Source organism: Thalassospira permensis NBRC 106175, from assembly GCF_000714555.1.
GTDB classification, from domain to species: domain Bacteria; phylum Pseudomonadota; class Alphaproteobacteria; order Rhodospirillales; family Thalassospiraceae; genus Thalassospira; species Thalassospira xiamenensis.
In genome coordinates, this window is the sequence record NZ_AUNC01000023.1 from 192,423 (window position 1) to 206,767 (window position 14,345).

Here is a 14,345-nt window from a genome sequence, read left to right on the forward strand (position 1 = left end):
ACCAAACACCCTCGAAGCCGCCGTTTCGGGGGTGTTTTTCATCCGGCCTGATTCTTGCCACCTTGCGCCTGCAATCTGATATCATTGAGAAATCAAAAACGGGGCAAAGACCCCGAACAGGTTGGGCAAAGCATGAAAAAGAAACTGTTCCGCATCTATATCGCGGTCAGTCTGGATGGCTATATCGCGCGCGCCAATGGTGCTGTTGACTGGCTTGATCAATTCGATCCGGGCGAGTTCAATTTCGAGGGCTTTCTGGGCACCGTGGGAACACTGATCATCGGGCGAAAAACCTTTGATCAGGTGATGGAATTTGGCGACTGGCCCTATGAAGATCGCCGCACGATTGTCCTGACATCGCGCGATTTGCCCGATAACCGCCCGGCCAATACAGAGGCCTATGGCGGTAGTCTTGTGGAACTGGCAAGCCAGCTTCGCGATGACAGGTCCGATACCGGCGATATCTGGATCGTCGGTGGGGCCAGTGTTGTGACCCAATTCCTGTTTGGCGGCCTTGTCGATCAGCTTGAAATGTTCATCATCCCCGAAATTCTCGGTGATGGCATCCGGCTGTTTGGCCGGGATGCTGTGGGCACGACACTGAAACTGGTGGCATCGGAGCACTACAAGTCCGGTGTCGTGCGCATGCAGTATGGTTTGCGTTAAAGCCGGTTACTTAAGCGTTTCCAGTTTTTGGGCAATCTTTGAGGAAAGTTCGCGTAGGGCATTAACAGCACTGCTTTGCCAGTCGCTGTCGAGGACCATCTGCATCTTTTCCTGATAGCTGTCGGTGACTGTAACCGGTTCGCCCTTGTTCAGTTCGTTGCCCTTCAACGTCACTTCGGACTTGTTATGCACCGTGACCTGCCAGAAACCGGGTTCGAACCATGACCAGAACTTGATCAGGTCGGCATCGACGGAGTCGGCGCTGTCATATTCGGCGTCCCCCGGTTCAAGAACACGGTATCCGGCCTGTTTGAAGCCGTTGGAGATTGCCTTGTTGACAGCATCGGCAACGGTTTTGCCTTCGGGTAGCAAAACATCCCCCAGTGCCATTCCATAGGTGTTGCGTTTGCGGGCATAGGCACGCGATGTAAAGGTGACATCATCAATCTCGTCATTCGACAGCGACGGGATATCCGGTGTTGACGGATCAATCTCGAATTGGCGTTTGTCTTCGACCGAAACGATTTTAACGGCCGGCCCAGTCGCCGGGTTCTCAATTTTGGCCGGTTCCTGAATTTCGACAACGCTACGCGAAGCTGCGCACGCGCCGGTCAGCATTGCCAAACCGATAGCGGCGGCAATCTTTAAGTATCTGTTTTGCATCGTTAATTCCCCTACTCAAACAGATAGAGAAATACCCATGGACAAATTTTGAAACAACTTATCCAAGAGTGGGGGAACCAATGCTTTTGGTGACTTTGAGGATTATTCCCGGTGATAGGGATGGTTGGTCTGGATGGCGTGGGCGCGGAAAAGCTGTTCGGCAATCAGGGCGCGGACCAGCATATGGGGCCATGTCGCCTTGCCAAGTGACCAAAGCGTATTGGCGCGTGTTTTGATGGCGTCCCCATGCCCGTCGGCCCCGCCAATGGCAAAGGCGATATTTCCGGCATATTGATCGATCCAGCCTTCAAGCTTTGCGGCAAAATCGATGGAGCCATATTCGCGGCCATGCTCGTCAAGTGCGATCAAAAAGGCACTTTCGGGGATGACGCCCAGTAAAAGCTCCGCCTCGCGGTCTTTGAGCTGATTGGGGGGCAGCTTTTTCTTCTCTTCGACTTCCCGCACGGCAAAGGGCCAGCGCAGGCGGGCTGCGTAATGGTCAAAAAGATCTTTCTCGGGGCCGTTCTTCATCCGGCCCACTGCCGCAAGGGTAATTTGCATCTTTCCGATCTGGCTCCGGCCCGCAAGGGGACCACCGATGGCCAATCCCCGCGGTGGTCAGGGCAAACCGGGGCGGACTGTATTAATACAGTCGCGCCGCCTGCTGTTTAAGCGCCGGATTTTCAACGCCCCACATCTGTTCTATGTTGTAGAAAGCGCGAACTTCCGGGCGGAACAGATGGACGATGACATCGCCGGCATCAACCAGAACCCAGTCGCCCTGTTCCTTGCCTTCGGCCTGGGCACGGCCCTGACCTGCTTCTTTCAGCTTTTCGACAATATGCTCTGCCATCGACGCCACCCGTCTGGAGGATGACCCGGTTGCAATGATCATATGATCGGCAAGGGAGGTTTTATCGATCAGATTAATGGTGACAAGGTCTTCGGCCTTGTCGTCTTCGAGCGTGCTCTGGATAAGGGCAAGAAGCTCGCCCGGGGTCAGAGTCTTTTTTGCGGTACCTATGGTCGCCACCTCAATTTACGCAAGAGAGCCCGATCCGTTTTGGATCCGGGGAACTCCCGCCGGTCAAACCTGCCATCTGCCTTCGGCGCGGATTGCGGTCGAAGAAGCCGGATGGCGCTTTATTGGCAGGTAAACCCAGGCCGGAACATCGAGATCGGCCAGCAAACCCGCCCTGTCCGATGGGATGCGCCAGCGTTCCATACGCTTGGCTGCCGTCCCGGACAATGCCTTGTTAGAATACCCCTCGCGGTCAAGAACCGCAATGGGAGCGCGCAAAATCAACCTGTCCCACCATTTCCATTTATGAAACTGGGCCAGATTGTCCGCCCCCATCAGCCATACGAACCGCGTTCGGGTAAAACGACGCTGCAAAGCTGCGAGAGTGTCGGCCGTATAACGGGTTCCCAGTTCTGATTCAATTGCAGAAACAACAATGCGGGGATGCTTTGCCATCATCAGCGCCGAATCGAACCGGTCGGCAAGGTCGGCCATACCCTGGGCGGGCTTGAGCGGGTTTTGCGGCGACACCAGCCACCAGACTGCATCAAGTTGCAGGGTTTTCAAGGCTTCCAGCGATATATGCAGATGCCCTTCATGGGCCGGGTTAAACGACCCGCCCAGCAATCCGACGCGGGGCGGGGCACTATGACTTCTGGGCGTCGAAAAACTCATGGGCGGGTCTGGCCGGTGCCGCGCACGATGTATTTATAGCTGGTCAGCTGTTCGACTCCGACCGGGCCGCGTGCATGCAGCTTGCCCGTCGAAATGCCAATCTCGGCCCCCATGCCAAATTCGCCGCCATCAGCAAACTGTGTCGATGCATTGACGATCACGATGCCGGAATCAACACCATTGAGGAACGTCGCGGTCGCATCGGTATCCTCGGCCAAAATGGCGTCGGTGTGATGCGATCCATATGTGTTGATATGGTTGACCGCTTCTTCGACGCCATTGATGACCTTGATCGACACAATGGCATCAAGATATTCGGTGATCCAATCATCGTCCGTGGCAGGCAGGATGCGGGTGTCTGCCTTTTGCGCGCTGGCATCGCCACGCATTTCACATCCCTTGTCGGCAAGGGCCGCGGCAATTTTCGGCAACAGATCATCGGCAACCACCTGATCAATCAGGATGGTTTCGGTCGCACCGCAAATGCCGGTCCGGCGCATCTTGGCATTCACCACGATATCGACGACTTTGGTCACATCCGCACTGGCATGGACATAGGTATGGCAAAGCCCTTCCAGATGCTTGAACAGGGGAATCCGACTTTCATCGGTAATGCGCGATATCAGCGACTTGCCGCCGCGCGGGACGATGACGTCGATGTAATCGGACAGTTTCAGCATCTCGCCAACGGCGGCGCGATCCGTCACCGGGATCATCTGAAGCGCATGTTCGGGCAAACCGGCATCGAGAATACCGGCAAGCATGCAGTCAAAAATCGCGCGGGATGAATGGAAGCTTTCCGAACCACCGCGCAGGATGGCGGCATTGCCCGATTTGATGCACATGGCACCGGCATCGGCCGTCACATTCGGGCGGCTTTCATAAATGATGCCGATCACGCCAAGCGGCACAGACACGCGCGCGATATCGAGCCCGTTGCGTTCGGGGCTCCAGCGGGCAAGTTCGCGACCCACCGGATCGGGAAGGTCGGCAACTGCTTCGACCCCGGATGCCATGCTTTCGATGCGTGCAGGGTCAAGCGCAAGACGATCAAGCAATGCTGGCGTCAGGCCCTTTGCACGGCCTGCTTCCATGTCGCGTGCATTGGCGGCCAGAATGATATCGGCATTTTCGCGCAATTTGCGTGCGGCGGCCTTAAGGGCAGCGGTTTTTGGTTCGGACGGGACCTGTGCCAGTTTCAGCGAAGCTTCACGGGCATTGATGCCCATGTCGTGCATCAGTGCTGCGATGTCCTGGGTTTCGATGCTGGCAAGTGCCGTCATGGTCCTGGTTCCGTTCCTTGAAGATGTCCCGCAGGCCGGAATTCCCGGGGCGGGCTTATCGCAATTTTATCGACAATTTGACAAAATATCCCTCTGACCGCGTAACTGCAATCATCTAGGAACGATAAATCAATGTTTTGCGAACTATTCCGTAGACGGCAAGACATGCTTTCTTGTCCGACTTGCTTGCCAAATCATTGATTACGGGCCATCTGTTGTTTTGGGAAAGCGGGACGTCAATCGGAAAGCCGGGGCTGTGTCGGACACGTCACATGGTACCCACCAGGGGATGAAAACTTGAAAAATATGGGTGATAGCCAGCCAACAGCCCGCGCTGAATTTGGTGTTGTTAGAACTTTTCTGCCATATCTTTGGCCGCGTGGCGAGTTCGAGCTCAAGGTTCGTGTGGTTATCGCCCTGCTGTTTCTGGTCGGGGCGAAGGTCGCCAACGTTTATGTCCCTGTTTTGTATAAATACGCCGTCGATGCGCTTGACGGCGGTGGCAAGGCCGGTGCTTCGTCCGGTGGTGCCGATGCGACATCTCTGATCGTGGTGCCGGTGGGGATGATTGTCGCCTATGGGCTGGTGCGGGTTTTATCCTCGGCCTTCGGGGAATTGCGCGATGCCGTCTTTGCCAAGGTCGCGCAACGTGCCATCCGGACATCCGCCCTTGGCGTTTTTGAACATTTGCATGCCCTGTCGCTTCGGTTCCATCTGGATCGTCAGATGGGCGGGCTCTCGCGCGCGATTGAGCGCGGGGTCAAGGGGATTGAATTCCTTTTGTCCTTCATGCTGTTCAACATTCTGCCGACCCTGCTTGAAATCTTCATGGTGTCGGGCATTCTGTGGGTGCTTTATGATTTCTGGTTCGCGCTGATCACGTTTGTCACCATCGTGATCTATATCGCGTTCACCCTGATCGTGACCGAATGGCGCATGAAGTTCCGCCGCGAAATGAACCAGCGCGATGACGAAGCCAACACCAAGGCCATCGACAGTCTGATCAATTATGAAACGGTCAAGTATTTCAATAACGAGGATCACGAATCCCGGCGTTACGACAATGCCCTGCGCGGTTACGAAACGGCGGCGGTGAAGTCGCAGGAATCCCTGTCCAAGCTCAATATCGGGCAGGGTGCCATCATTGCGGTTGGTCTGGTTCTGAACATGCTTCTGGCGGCCAAGGGTGTTCAGGATGGCAACATGACCATTGGCGACTTTGTGCTGGTGAACACCTATTTGTTGCAGCTTTACATGCCGCTAAACTTCCTTGGTTTTGTCTATCGGCAGATCAAACAGTCGCTGACCGATATGGAACGCATGTTTTCGTTACTCGACGTCGAAAAGGAAGTCGAAGACAAGGACGGGGCACCTGCGTTGGTTTGTGCGGATGCGGCAATCCGGTTCGAGGATGTCAAATTCGCCTATAACCCGGATCGTCAGATTCTGAAGGGTGTCAGTTTCGAAGTTCCGGCGGGCAAAACCGTTGCTGTTGTCGGGCCAAGCGGGGCGGGCAAATCGACCCTGACCCGCCTGATGTTCCGTTTCTATGACGTCTCGAGCGGTCGGATCACGATTGACGGGCAGGATATCCGCGATGTGTCGCAGACATCCCTGCGCCGTTCGATCGGTATCGTGCCGCAGGATACGGTCCTGTTTAACGATACGATTGCCTATAACATCGCTTATGGTCGCCCCGGCGCGGAAGAGGCGGAAATCACCAATGCTGCCAAACTCGCCAGCATCGATGGCTTCATCGCCGCCCTGCCACAGGGTTTTAAAACCATGGTCGGCGAACGCGGGCTTAAACTTTCCGGTGGGGAAAAACAGCGTGTATCGATTGCGCGCATGTTGCTGAAACGCCCGAAAGTCATGATCTTTGACGAGGCGACATCGGCCCTTGATACCCGTACCGAAAAGGATATCCAGCAGGCGCTTCGCGATGTGTCGCGCGGGCATACGACGCTTGTGATCGCGCACCGGCTTTCGACCGTGATTGATGCCGATGAAATCATCGTGCTGCGCGACGGGCAGGTCGCCGAACGCGGCCGCCATCAGGACCTTCTGGCACAGGACGGGCTTTATGCCGAAATGTGGGCCCAGCAGCAGGAAATTCGCGAGGCCGAAGAAATCCTTGCCCATGCCGGGGATGTCAAGGCATAGGTCCGAAAACCTGCGTGGTGTCAAGCAGCCAAAGGGCGGTTGATATGGTGATGAAGGATAGTGACGTTGCGATCATAAGCGATGCGGCACAGAGTCCTTCATGGCCATAACGTTGTCCAAAGACCGCATAGATGCTCAGCATCGGCGAACAGGCAAAACTGACCGCGGCAATTTGCAGGACTGGCTCCATCGGCGGCATCAGCCAGACAAGGGAAAATACGATCAGCGGATGCAGGATCAGTTTGCCAGTAACGATCCGCGCCATATCAACGCGCATACCCCGGATTTTAAGCCCGACAAGACCCGCTCCGATCACAAACAGCGCCACCGGTCCCGATGACATTGCCAGCATGTCGATGGCTTTCAGGGCCGGGGCGGGCAGTTCAATCCCGGTCAGCGAAAGACAAAGGCCTGCAAAAATCGCGATGATAATAGGTGTTTTGCACAGGTTTTTTAATGCCTTGCCAAGAACCTGAAGCCGTCCCTGTCCGTTATTGTTTGCACTGTCGCCCAGCACAAGAACCAGCGGCATCATCACCAGCGTTTCGATCATCACGCACAGTGTTAATGCTATCGCTGCCGGTGGCCCCAGCACCTGAAGCGCGATCGGATAGCCGATAAATCCGCTATTGGAGAATGACATGCCCAAACCCTGCAGGGTCGCATTGGCAAAGGATTTCCGGGCGATAAAGCGAGTATAGGCAATCCCGATTGTCAGAATGATTAACGAGCCGCCGCCATAGGCAATCAGAAATTCGCCGTGAATGATGTCGGCAATCGGCCGCCCTGAAAGCGTTTTGACCAGAAGGGCCGGTAGGGCAAAATTCATCACGAACGCCCCCATGCTGCGCGCCACATCCTGCGCGATGATATTTTGCCTGACCGCGACATAACCCAGTGCGATAATCAGGAAGATGGGGCTGGTGATCGCCAGAATATCAAGCATATTGGGGCATATTCCGAAACCGGCGCGGATGATCTGATCGACAGACCGCGGTTGTGCCAAAAATATTTGATTTTATTACATATCCCGTGCAATGCCGGGCGGGTCAAGAAATGGAATGGATTTATCAATGAACCAGACCGGAATGGATTGGCCCGAAAGCCTGATGCCCAATGCCTTTCGCGGTCTTGATTTGTTGCGATCCGTTTCCGTGCGTGGTCAAAAGGCGGCCGGTCTGATTTCAGGACATGGTGTATGGGATGGGCTTGCCGGGTTTGATCCGATTGTCGCCGGAACTTTTCCGATCAATCTTGATATTGATGGATCGGATATCGACATCCTTTGCCATTGCACGGATTTTGATGGTTTCGAAGCCCACGTACAGGCTGTCTTTGGTCATCATGATGATTTTGGATTGCATCGCCGCCCGGCAACGCAACATGTTGCGCAGGCTATTGTCGTGCGGTTTGTTCTGGATGATTTGCCGGTCGAAATTTTTGCCACCGGCACGCCTTCGCAATGCCAGTTCGGCTTCCGCCATATGCTGGTCGAGGCACGGTTGATATATCTTCTGGGGTCGCAGCTTTCCGAAGAAATCCGGAAAATGAAACGGGCCGGTTTCAAAACCGAACCTGCCTTCGCCATCCTTCTTGAACTGGGCGCCGATCCCTATCTCGTGCTGGACGAAATGTATGATCTGGGGCCGCTTGCATTAAAAAGCAGGGTGGGGCGGTTCATCCTTTAAGGTCGTCAAGGCTGCCATGGCTGTCCAGCGCGTGATAGCGGACCGTATCGCGCCCGCTTTCCTTGGCTTCATAAAGGGCCTCGTCGGCAATCCGCAGTACATCGAGCGGTTCATAAAGATCGGTCGTTTCACTGGAAATCCAGGTCGCCCCGACGCTGACCGTGATCGAAACCGCATTGCCGTCCATATCGCTGACCCGGCATTGATCACGCACCGCATTGCACAACTTGTAACCAAGATACATCGTCTGTTCGAGGCGAATGCCTGGCAGGACACAAACGAATTCCTCTCCCCCGAAACGTCCGACGATGTCATGATCGCGAAGGCAAGATGACATGATGGCGGCAATGTCCTGTAATACCTTGTCGCCGATCAGATGGCCATGTGTATCATTGACCTGCTTGAAATGGTCGATATCAAGCATGAATACCCCGGCCGAGCCACCTTTGATCCGGGAACTCGTCATTTCGCGCGCCAGCAATTCTTCAAGTCCGCGCCGGTTCCAGACCCCGGTCAGGCTGTCGATCATCATGTCGCGATGTGCTGCATCCAGATCGGCCAGAAGCTGTCTCTGGCTGCGTTCGCTATAGCGAAGGGCAAGAACCGTTTCGATCCAATGGGCAAGGTCCTTGAGCGTTTCGATCTCGCTTTCGGAAAAATTGCGGGTTTTTGAATCAATAATGCACAGCGTGCCAAGCTTGTAGCCTTCGCGATTGGAAAGCGGCACACCGGCATAGGACCGGATATGGGGTGCCCCCACCACCAGCGGATTGTCGCTGAAACGTTCGTCATCGATGGCATTGCCAACAACAAGCGGCGCGTCATGCATGATCGCATGCCCGCAAAACGAAATGTCACGCGGCGTTTCGGGAACGCCCAGATTGATCCGGGATTTGAAAAACTGCCGGTCGCCATCAATCAGGGAAATGGCGACGATTTCGGTGTTGAAAATGCGTTCGGCAAGGCGCGTAATCCGATCAAGTTCAGGGTCGCGCGGTGTTGACAGAATACCCATGCTTTCAAGCGATTTCTGCCGCTCGTTCTCGTTATCCGGCGTGGGCGCGATTTTCAAGACGGTTCTCCCGTTACAGCATGTTGTTATTCCAGGTGGAGTTTAATGCTGTTCAAATAGTCCTTTGTTGTGCTGTTCGTTGACATCGGGCGTGAACACCACCCGGTCGCGGCCGCTTTGTTTCGCGCGATATAGCGCGGCATCGGCAATTTCGAAAATGGCCTTGCGGTTGTCGTTGCTGCAACCTGCCGCAATCCATGTGGCCCCGATGGAAATAGTCACGCCAAGGGTTTTGCCCTCGCTGGTGTTGATCGGCGTATTGCGCAGGATATTGCAAAGTTTTTCAGCAATTTTCGGGGTCGTTTCGCGCGTGATACCGGGAATGACACATACAAATTCCTCGCCGCCGACACGTGCAATGATGTCATTTTCGCGCAAATGATTTTTGAGCATCCCGGCAATTCTGATGATGACCTCATCGCCAATCAGATGTCCGTGCGTGTCATTGACGCATTTGAAATGATCGATATCACATAACAAAATCCCGCAGGGTTCGGTCAATGGCACGCCTTCTGGGGCGAGTTCTCGATCAAGTATTTCATCAAGCCCGCGCCGGTTCCAAAGCCCTGTCATCGGATCAATCATACTTTGACGAACCGCTTCATCAAGGCTTTGCATCAACCGTTTCTGGCTGAATTGTGCAAACCGCAGCAACAGAACCATATCGACCAGATAGGCAAGGTCCTTGAGGTTATCGATATCGCGCTGGCTCATTTCGCGCGGTTTGTCGTCAAAAATGCAAAGTGTCCCGACCGGTTGTCCTTCGTGATGATGCACTGGCATCCCGGCGTAAAAAATCACTGGCGTATCGCAGATCACCAACGGATTGTCGGAAAAACGGGGATCGATCCGGGCATCCTTGATCACCATCGGCTCGGTCTGGGTGATTGCATGCCCGCAGAACGAAATATCGCGGCGGCTTTCCAGCTTTTCGAAATTGGCCCGGGATTTGAAAATCTGTCGGTCATGATCGATTACCGTCATCGTGGCCGATTTGACGTCAAAGATCCGTTTGGCAAGTGACGTGATTCGGTCAAGTTCGGGTTCGGCATCAAAAGTTGCGATACGCATGCGCGTGATGATGCCCTGACGTTCGGCTTCGTTATGCGGTATTGGTGCAAGTTCCATCCTGATCCCCGACCATGCTGCTGCCTTTTAAGTGGGAAGCCGACAGGGGATTTCCAGATGGGCCAGTCCCGAGTAACCAGGATAATCAGTCAACAATAACCGTATCGCCCACCCGGATCGCACCGGGTTCAATCGCACGGCATGTAACCCCGCCCCGCCAGTCCGGTGTCAGGGCCTTTTCAAGGCCCGGTGCTGCGGCTTCCATCCGGTTGCACGGATCGGTTTCGCCGGTGATTTCAAGGACCAGTTCCCCTATCCGGATGCGCGTACCGGGCGTTTGCGGCAATTTCATACCTCGTACCAACAGATTGGCGCGCCGCGTGGTCCAGGGCAAATCCATACGGTCAATTTCGCCGCAGGCCGCCAACCAGTCTTCCTCAGTCATGACCGTGATCTGGCGTTTGCGTAGCTTGCCGCGATAATCGCCATCAACCCCAAAATCAAGACTGACAGAAACACCATCAAGCGTTTCCATTGGCGCACGTGAACGTGCCTTACGCGCGATACCAATCAGGGTGGCGGTCATGACAATCTCCGTCTTTGATCCGATTAACGTGGGGGAATGACGTCTTCGCCGATCAGGTCTTCCATTGGCCCGATACAACCCAGCGACCGGCAAAGTTTTCCGGCACAAGAATGGTCTGGCGGGGCGTCGCGCTGTCATCACGTTCCGGATAATCGGTGGTGTAATGCAGGCCGCGGCTTTCATGGCGCCAAAGGGCCGACTGGATGATCAGTTTGGCAACCACCGAAAGGTTACGCAATTCAAGCAGGTCATTGGTCACACGGAAATTGCCGTAATATTCGTCAATCTCCGACAGCAACAGATCAATGCGATGCTGCGCGCGTTGCAGGCGTTTGGTCGTGCGAACGATGCCGACAAAGTCCCACATCACGTTGCGCAACTGTTCCCAGTTATGGGCGACGATGACTTCCTCGTCGGAATCGGTGATCCCGGTTTCGTCCCAGTCCGGCAGGTCCTTGAACCGGTCATCAACCGGGAGTGCTTCGACAATGTCGTTTGCTGCGGCCTCGCCAAATACCAGGCATTCCAGAAGCGAGTTCGACGCCAGCCGGTTCGCCCCGTGAAGGCCCGTGCCCGCGCATTCACCAATCGCATAAAGCCCGGTCAGATCGGTGCGCCCGCGAAGATCGGTCAAAACCCCGCCGCATGTATAATGTGCTGCCGGAACAACCGGGATCGGCTGTTTGGTCATGTCGATGCCGTACGACAGGCAGGTTTCATGGATGGTCGGGAAATGCTCGCGGATGAAATCCTCGCCCTTGTGCGTGATATCAAGGTACACGCAATCCGCACCCAGCCGTTTCATTTCATGGTCAATCGCGCGCGCAACAATATCGCGCGGTGCCAGTTCGCCGCGTTCGTCAAACCGGTCCATGAAACGCGTGCCATCGGCCAGCAGCAATTTGCCGCCTTCGCCGCGCACGGCCTCGGTAATCAGGAATGATTTGGCCTGCGGATGATACAGGCAGGTCGGGTGAAACTGGCTGAATTCCATATTCATCACCCGGCAACCCGCACGCCATGCCATGGCAATACCGTCCCCCGTCGATCCGTCCGGGTTGGATGTAAACCGGTAAACCTTGCTGGCCCCCCCGGTGGCAAGCACCACGGTACGCGCATTGAACGACCGGACCTTGCCCGTTGTCAGATCAAGTGCATAGGCCCCAATGCATCGGCGGCCTTCACCGCCAAGCTTACGGTCGGTCACCAGATCAATCGCAAGGTAATTTTCGAAAATCCTGATGTTCGGATGTTTGGCAGCCTCACCCTGCAAGGTGGTCTGCACCGCGCGTCCGGTGGCATCGGCGGCATGAACGATGCGGCGATGGCTATGCCCGCCTTCGCGCGTCAGGTGAAACGGCTGATCATTGCCGCCTTCCGGGTCACGGGTCAGTTGAATGCCAAGTTCATCAAGCCATTTGATGGCATTGGGCGCATTGCGTGCGACAAATTCGACGGTGTCGCGTTTGCACAATCCGGCACCGGCAATCAGCGTGTCTTCGACGTGGCTTTCGATGCTGTCTGTGGCATCAAGCACGGCGGCAATTCCGCCCTGTGCCCAGTTGGTCGAACCGTCATCGATCTTGCCCTTCGACAGGACGGCAACCTTGACATGCGGAGCAAGCTTGAGTGCGGTGGACAAACCGGCAGCGCCACTGCCGATGACAAGCACATCATAATGGAAGGACAGATCGGTCATGATATCCCATCGCTTGTGAAGCAAGGCGACGGATGGCATCTGGCGCGGTGGCGTCATCATCCGGGGCCCGAACAGAAGCGGCAGAATAGGACTGCTTTGGGCGAAGCTCAAACATTATCGTCGCAATATTGCCCGCAATAACATCGATATTGCCACAAGCCATGCTTGCATGATGCCCGAATTGGTCCAGATACTGTTTAACAAGACAGCATCTGTAACCAGGCTGCGTTCCGCCTGCCCGATCAGAAGAGGAAGGTTTGATGAGCACATCGACACCAGCGCTAAACACGATGACCGGCGGTTGCCATTGCGGCGAAGTTCGTTATGAAGTGCGCGGCAAACTGCATGACGCCAAAATGTGCCATTGTGGCCTGTGCCGTAAACTGCACGGTCATGTCAGTTCCTATGCCCGGGTTGAAAAGGATGCTCTGCATCTAACCCGTGACGAAGGATTGCGCTGGTATCGCCTTTCTGATCAAAGCGACCGGGGCTTTTGCAAGGAATGCGGATCATCGCTGTTCTGGCGTCCCGTCCGGTCGCAGGAAGTCGCAATCACCCCTGGCACGCTTGACGGTGCATCAGGCATATCGACATCCGCCCAGATGTTTTGCAAGGACAAAGGCGATTATTACCCGCTTGATCCGGCGATCCCTGCCTATGACGGCGATGATGAGGATTGATTACCCGTCAATCAGTCCTGATCGGTCACTCCGGGGACCTTCATCCAGGTCAGTTCGTGCTTGTTATTGTATAAATGCACGACCTTTGATCCGGGAATATCGGCAAACTGTGTAATGGCGGCGTAATCGGTGTCACCCTGCAACTTGATGGTGCAGATGAAATTGGTCGCCATACCTGCATCCATCCACTGATTGACCAGTTGGAACAGCCGGTCCGGATAGCAGATCACGTCCGAACACAGCCAGTCGATATAACCGATTTCATCGGGGTTCAGGCCGAACGCGCTTTCCTGCCGGAAATCAACACGCGGCAGGGTGGCGATTTTCGGATCAAGACGGGCCTTGTCGATGCTGATCACATCGGTGCCGAATTCATGCAAAACCCATGTCCATCCGCCGGGGCTGCCGCCCAGATCCATCGTGCGGTCGCCAACTTCGGGCCCAACACCAAGGCGGGTGAAGGCTTCCCAAAGTTTCAGATAGGCGCGGTTGGGCGGGGTGGTCTTGTCTTCTTCAAACTCGACCTCGCCATTTTTCCACGGGCTGGAACAATCCATCGATGCGATGATCGTATCGGGATCGATCAATGTCCACGATCCCAGCGGGGCGGTCGGGGCCGGCTCGCCAAAGACCTGCCGTTTGGCCGATACATGCGGCAAGTTGGCTTCGATCAGTTTCGCGCGCGAAAAATGATCAAACTTGAACATGGCCCAGTTACGTTGATTGAATTTCAGGATTTTGGCCGCACCCTTGATCGACGGGATCGCCATTCGGACCGGATTGCGCCAGACATTCTGCGCCCAGAAGACACGGCGTTCCGGGCCGGGTGCGAACATCAGCCGGTCATGGCTTTCGATCACGTCACCAAGTTCGGCGCGCAGCTGATCTTCAAAGCCGACAGGGGCCAGATAGCCGGTCGCATCCATCGGCTCGATGACCGCATCAATGCCATCGGGGATGTCAAAAGTCCGGGTGGTGTATGTCTGATCGTTTTTCATGGGCCGCTTTTACGCTGATTTCGCCCAATAAAAAAGCGGGAAAGCCGCATAACAGCTTTCCCGCAATGTCAGATGATCCAGCG

Annotated in this window: 15 protein-coding genes; 4 read left to right on the forward strand and 11 right to left on the reverse strand. The window is 55.2% G+C overall.

All coding sequences use genetic code 11. The features are described from left to right. The first annotated feature begins 132 nt into the window (after window positions 1-132). Complete coding sequence (locus SMB34_RS12775; protein WP_037990695.1) at window positions 133-666, forward strand: dihydrofolate reductase family protein; 534 nt, start codon at window positions 133-135, stop codon at window positions 664-666. A 6-nt stretch (window positions 667-672) separates the two neighbouring features. On the opposite strand, the gene SMB34_RS12780 is transcribed toward SMB34_RS12775, so the two are convergent. The 5 genes from SMB34_RS12780 to SMB34_RS12800 all read right to left on the reverse strand — a co-directional run bounded on the left by SMB34_RS12780 (window position 673) and on the right by SMB34_RS12800 (window position 4,308). Further along, window positions 673-1,329, reverse strand: a complete 657-nt coding sequence (locus SMB34_RS12780; RefSeq protein WP_007089095.1) for a hypothetical protein — start codon at window positions 1,327-1,329, stop codon at window positions 673-675. Window positions 1,330-1,431: 102 nt separating this feature from the next. Further along, window positions 1,432-1,890 carry a 23S rRNA (pseudouridine(1915)-N(3))-methyltransferase RlmH gene (gene rlmH / locus SMB34_RS12785; protein WP_037990698.1) on the reverse strand — a complete coding sequence of 153 codons (459 nt, stop codon included), beginning with the start codon at window positions 1,888-1,890 and terminating at the stop codon, window positions 1,432-1,434. 82 nt (window positions 1,891-1,972) lie between these two features. Then, complete coding sequence (rsfS, locus tag SMB34_RS12790) at window positions 1,973-2,362, reverse strand: ribosome silencing factor (protein WP_007089093.1); 390 nt, start codon at window positions 2,360-2,362, stop codon at window positions 1,973-1,975. A gap of 54 nt (window positions 2,363-2,416) precedes the next feature. Beyond that, window positions 2,417-3,025, reverse strand: a complete 609-nt coding sequence (locus SMB34_RS12795) for a nicotinate-nucleotide adenylyltransferase (RefSeq protein WP_007089092.1) — start codon at window positions 3,023-3,025, stop codon at window positions 2,417-2,419. Continuing rightward, complete coding sequence (locus SMB34_RS12800) at window positions 3,022-4,308, reverse strand: glutamate-5-semialdehyde dehydrogenase (protein WP_037990525.1); 1,287 nt, start codon at window positions 4,306-4,308, stop codon at window positions 3,022-3,024. The genes SMB34_RS12795 and SMB34_RS12800 overlap by 4 nt, the downstream gene beginning before the upstream one ends. A gap of 306 nt (window positions 4,309-4,614) precedes the next feature. On the opposite strand from SMB34_RS12800, the gene SMB34_RS12805 reads away from it, so the two are divergent. Continuing rightward, window positions 4,615-6,471 carry an ABCB family ABC transporter ATP-binding protein/permease gene (locus SMB34_RS12805; protein ID WP_007089090.1) on the forward strand — a complete coding sequence of 619 codons (1,857 nt, stop codon included), beginning with the start codon at window positions 4,615-4,617 and terminating at the stop codon, window positions 6,469-6,471. Here the strand turns inward: SMB34_RS12805 and SMB34_RS12810 are convergent. After that, the gene (locus tag SMB34_RS12810) at window positions 6,461-7,417 is read right to left on the reverse strand and encodes an AEC family transporter (protein WP_037990702.1); all 957 of its coding nucleotides are present in this window, start codon (window positions 7,415-7,417) and stop codon (window positions 6,461-6,463) included. The genes SMB34_RS12805 and SMB34_RS12810 overlap by 11 nt on opposite strands. 127 nt (window positions 7,418-7,544) lie before the next feature. Here SMB34_RS12810 and SMB34_RS12815 point away from each other — a divergent pair, with 127 nt between their 5' ends. After that, window positions 7,545-8,159: a DUF4269 domain-containing protein gene (locus SMB34_RS12815; protein ID WP_051682280.1), complete on the forward strand. Its 615-nt coding sequence runs from the start codon at window positions 7,545-7,547 to the stop codon at window positions 8,157-8,159. On the opposite strand, the gene SMB34_RS12820 is transcribed toward SMB34_RS12815, so the two are convergent. The 4 genes from SMB34_RS12820 to nadB all read right to left on the reverse strand — a co-directional run bounded on the left by SMB34_RS12820 (window position 8,149) and on the right by nadB (window position 12,584). Beyond that, the gene (locus SMB34_RS12820) at window positions 8,149-9,231 is read right to left on the reverse strand and encodes a sensor domain-containing diguanylate cyclase (RefSeq protein ID WP_037990526.1); all 1,083 of its coding nucleotides are present in this window, start codon (window positions 9,229-9,231) and stop codon (window positions 8,149-8,151) included. The genes SMB34_RS12815 and SMB34_RS12820 overlap by 11 nt on opposite strands. A 42-nt stretch (window positions 9,232-9,273) precedes the next feature. Beyond that, window positions 9,274-10,359 carry a sensor domain-containing diguanylate cyclase gene (locus SMB34_RS12825; RefSeq protein ID WP_007089086.1) on the reverse strand — a complete coding sequence of 362 codons (1,086 nt, stop codon included), beginning with the start codon at window positions 10,357-10,359 and terminating at the stop codon, window positions 9,274-9,276. Window positions 10,360-10,444: 85 nt separating this feature from the next. Next, complete coding sequence (locus SMB34_RS12830; RefSeq protein WP_037990528.1) at window positions 10,445-10,885, reverse strand: MOSC domain-containing protein; 441 nt, start codon at window positions 10,883-10,885, stop codon at window positions 10,445-10,447. Between the two features lie 52 nt (window positions 10,886-10,937). Beyond that, window positions 10,938-12,584, reverse strand: a complete 1,647-nt coding sequence (gene nadB, locus SMB34_RS12835; protein WP_084716612.1) for an L-aspartate oxidase — start codon at window positions 12,582-12,584, stop codon at window positions 10,938-10,940. A 260-nt stretch (window positions 12,585-12,844) separates the two neighbouring features. On the opposite strand from nadB, the gene SMB34_RS12840 reads away from it, so the two are divergent. After that, window positions 12,845-13,264, forward strand: coding sequence for a GFA family protein (locus SMB34_RS12840; RefSeq protein ID WP_051682281.1), 420 nt, complete (start codon window positions 12,845-12,847; stop codon window positions 13,262-13,264). An 11-nt stretch (window positions 13,265-13,275) separates the two neighbouring features. On the opposite strand, the gene SMB34_RS12845 is transcribed toward SMB34_RS12840, so the two are convergent. Then, window positions 13,276-14,262: an SAM-dependent methyltransferase gene (locus tag SMB34_RS12845; protein ID WP_007089082.1), complete on the reverse strand. Its 987-nt coding sequence runs from the start codon at window positions 14,260-14,262 to the stop codon at window positions 13,276-13,278. Between the last annotated feature and the right edge of the window lie 83 nt (window positions 14,263-14,345).

Coding starts and splice junctions, on each gene's coding strand:
- SMB34_RS12840 (WP_051682281.1), top strand. CDS start 12,845: ATGAGCACATCGACACCAGCGCTAAACACGATGACCGGCGGTTGCCAT.
- SMB34_RS12830 (WP_037990528.1), bottom strand. CDS start 10,885: ATGACCGCCACCCTGATTGGTATCGCGCGTAAGGCACGTTCACGTGCG.
- rlmH (WP_037990698.1), bottom strand. CDS start 1,890: ATGCAAATTACCCTTGCGGCAGTGGGCCGGATGAAGAACGGCCCCGAG.
- SMB34_RS12825 (WP_007089086.1), bottom strand. CDS start 10,359: ATGGAACTTGCACCAATACCGCATAACGAAGCCGAACGTCAGGGCATC.
- SMB34_RS12795 (WP_007089092.1), bottom strand. CDS start 3,025: ATGAGTTTTTCGACGCCCAGAAGTCATAGTGCCCCGCCCCGCGTCGGA.
- SMB34_RS12845 (WP_007089082.1), bottom strand. CDS start 14,262: ATGAAAAACGATCAGACATACACCACCCGGACTTTTGACATCCCCGAT.
- SMB34_RS12800 (WP_037990525.1), bottom strand. CDS start 4,308: ATGACGGCACTTGCCAGCATCGAAACCCAGGACATCGCAGCACTGATG.
- SMB34_RS12810 (WP_037990702.1), bottom strand. CDS start 7,417: ATGCTTGATATTCTGGCGATCACCAGCCCCATCTTCCTGATTATCGCA.
- nadB (WP_084716612.1), bottom strand. CDS start 12,584: ATGACCGATCTGTCCTTCCATTATGATGTGCTTGTCATCGGCAGTGGC.
- SMB34_RS12780 (WP_007089095.1), bottom strand. CDS start 1,329: ATGCAAAACAGATACTTAAAGATTGCCGCCGCTATCGGTTTGGCAATG.
- SMB34_RS12815 (WP_051682280.1), top strand. CDS start 7,545: ATGAACCAGACCGGAATGGATTGGCCCGAAAGCCTGATGCCCAATGCC.
- SMB34_RS12805 (WP_007089090.1), top strand. CDS start 4,615: ATGGGTGATAGCCAGCCAACAGCCCGCGCTGAATTTGGTGTTGTTAGA.
- SMB34_RS12775 (WP_037990695.1), top strand. CDS start 133: ATGAAAAAGAAACTGTTCCGCATCTATATCGCGGTCAGTCTGGATGGC.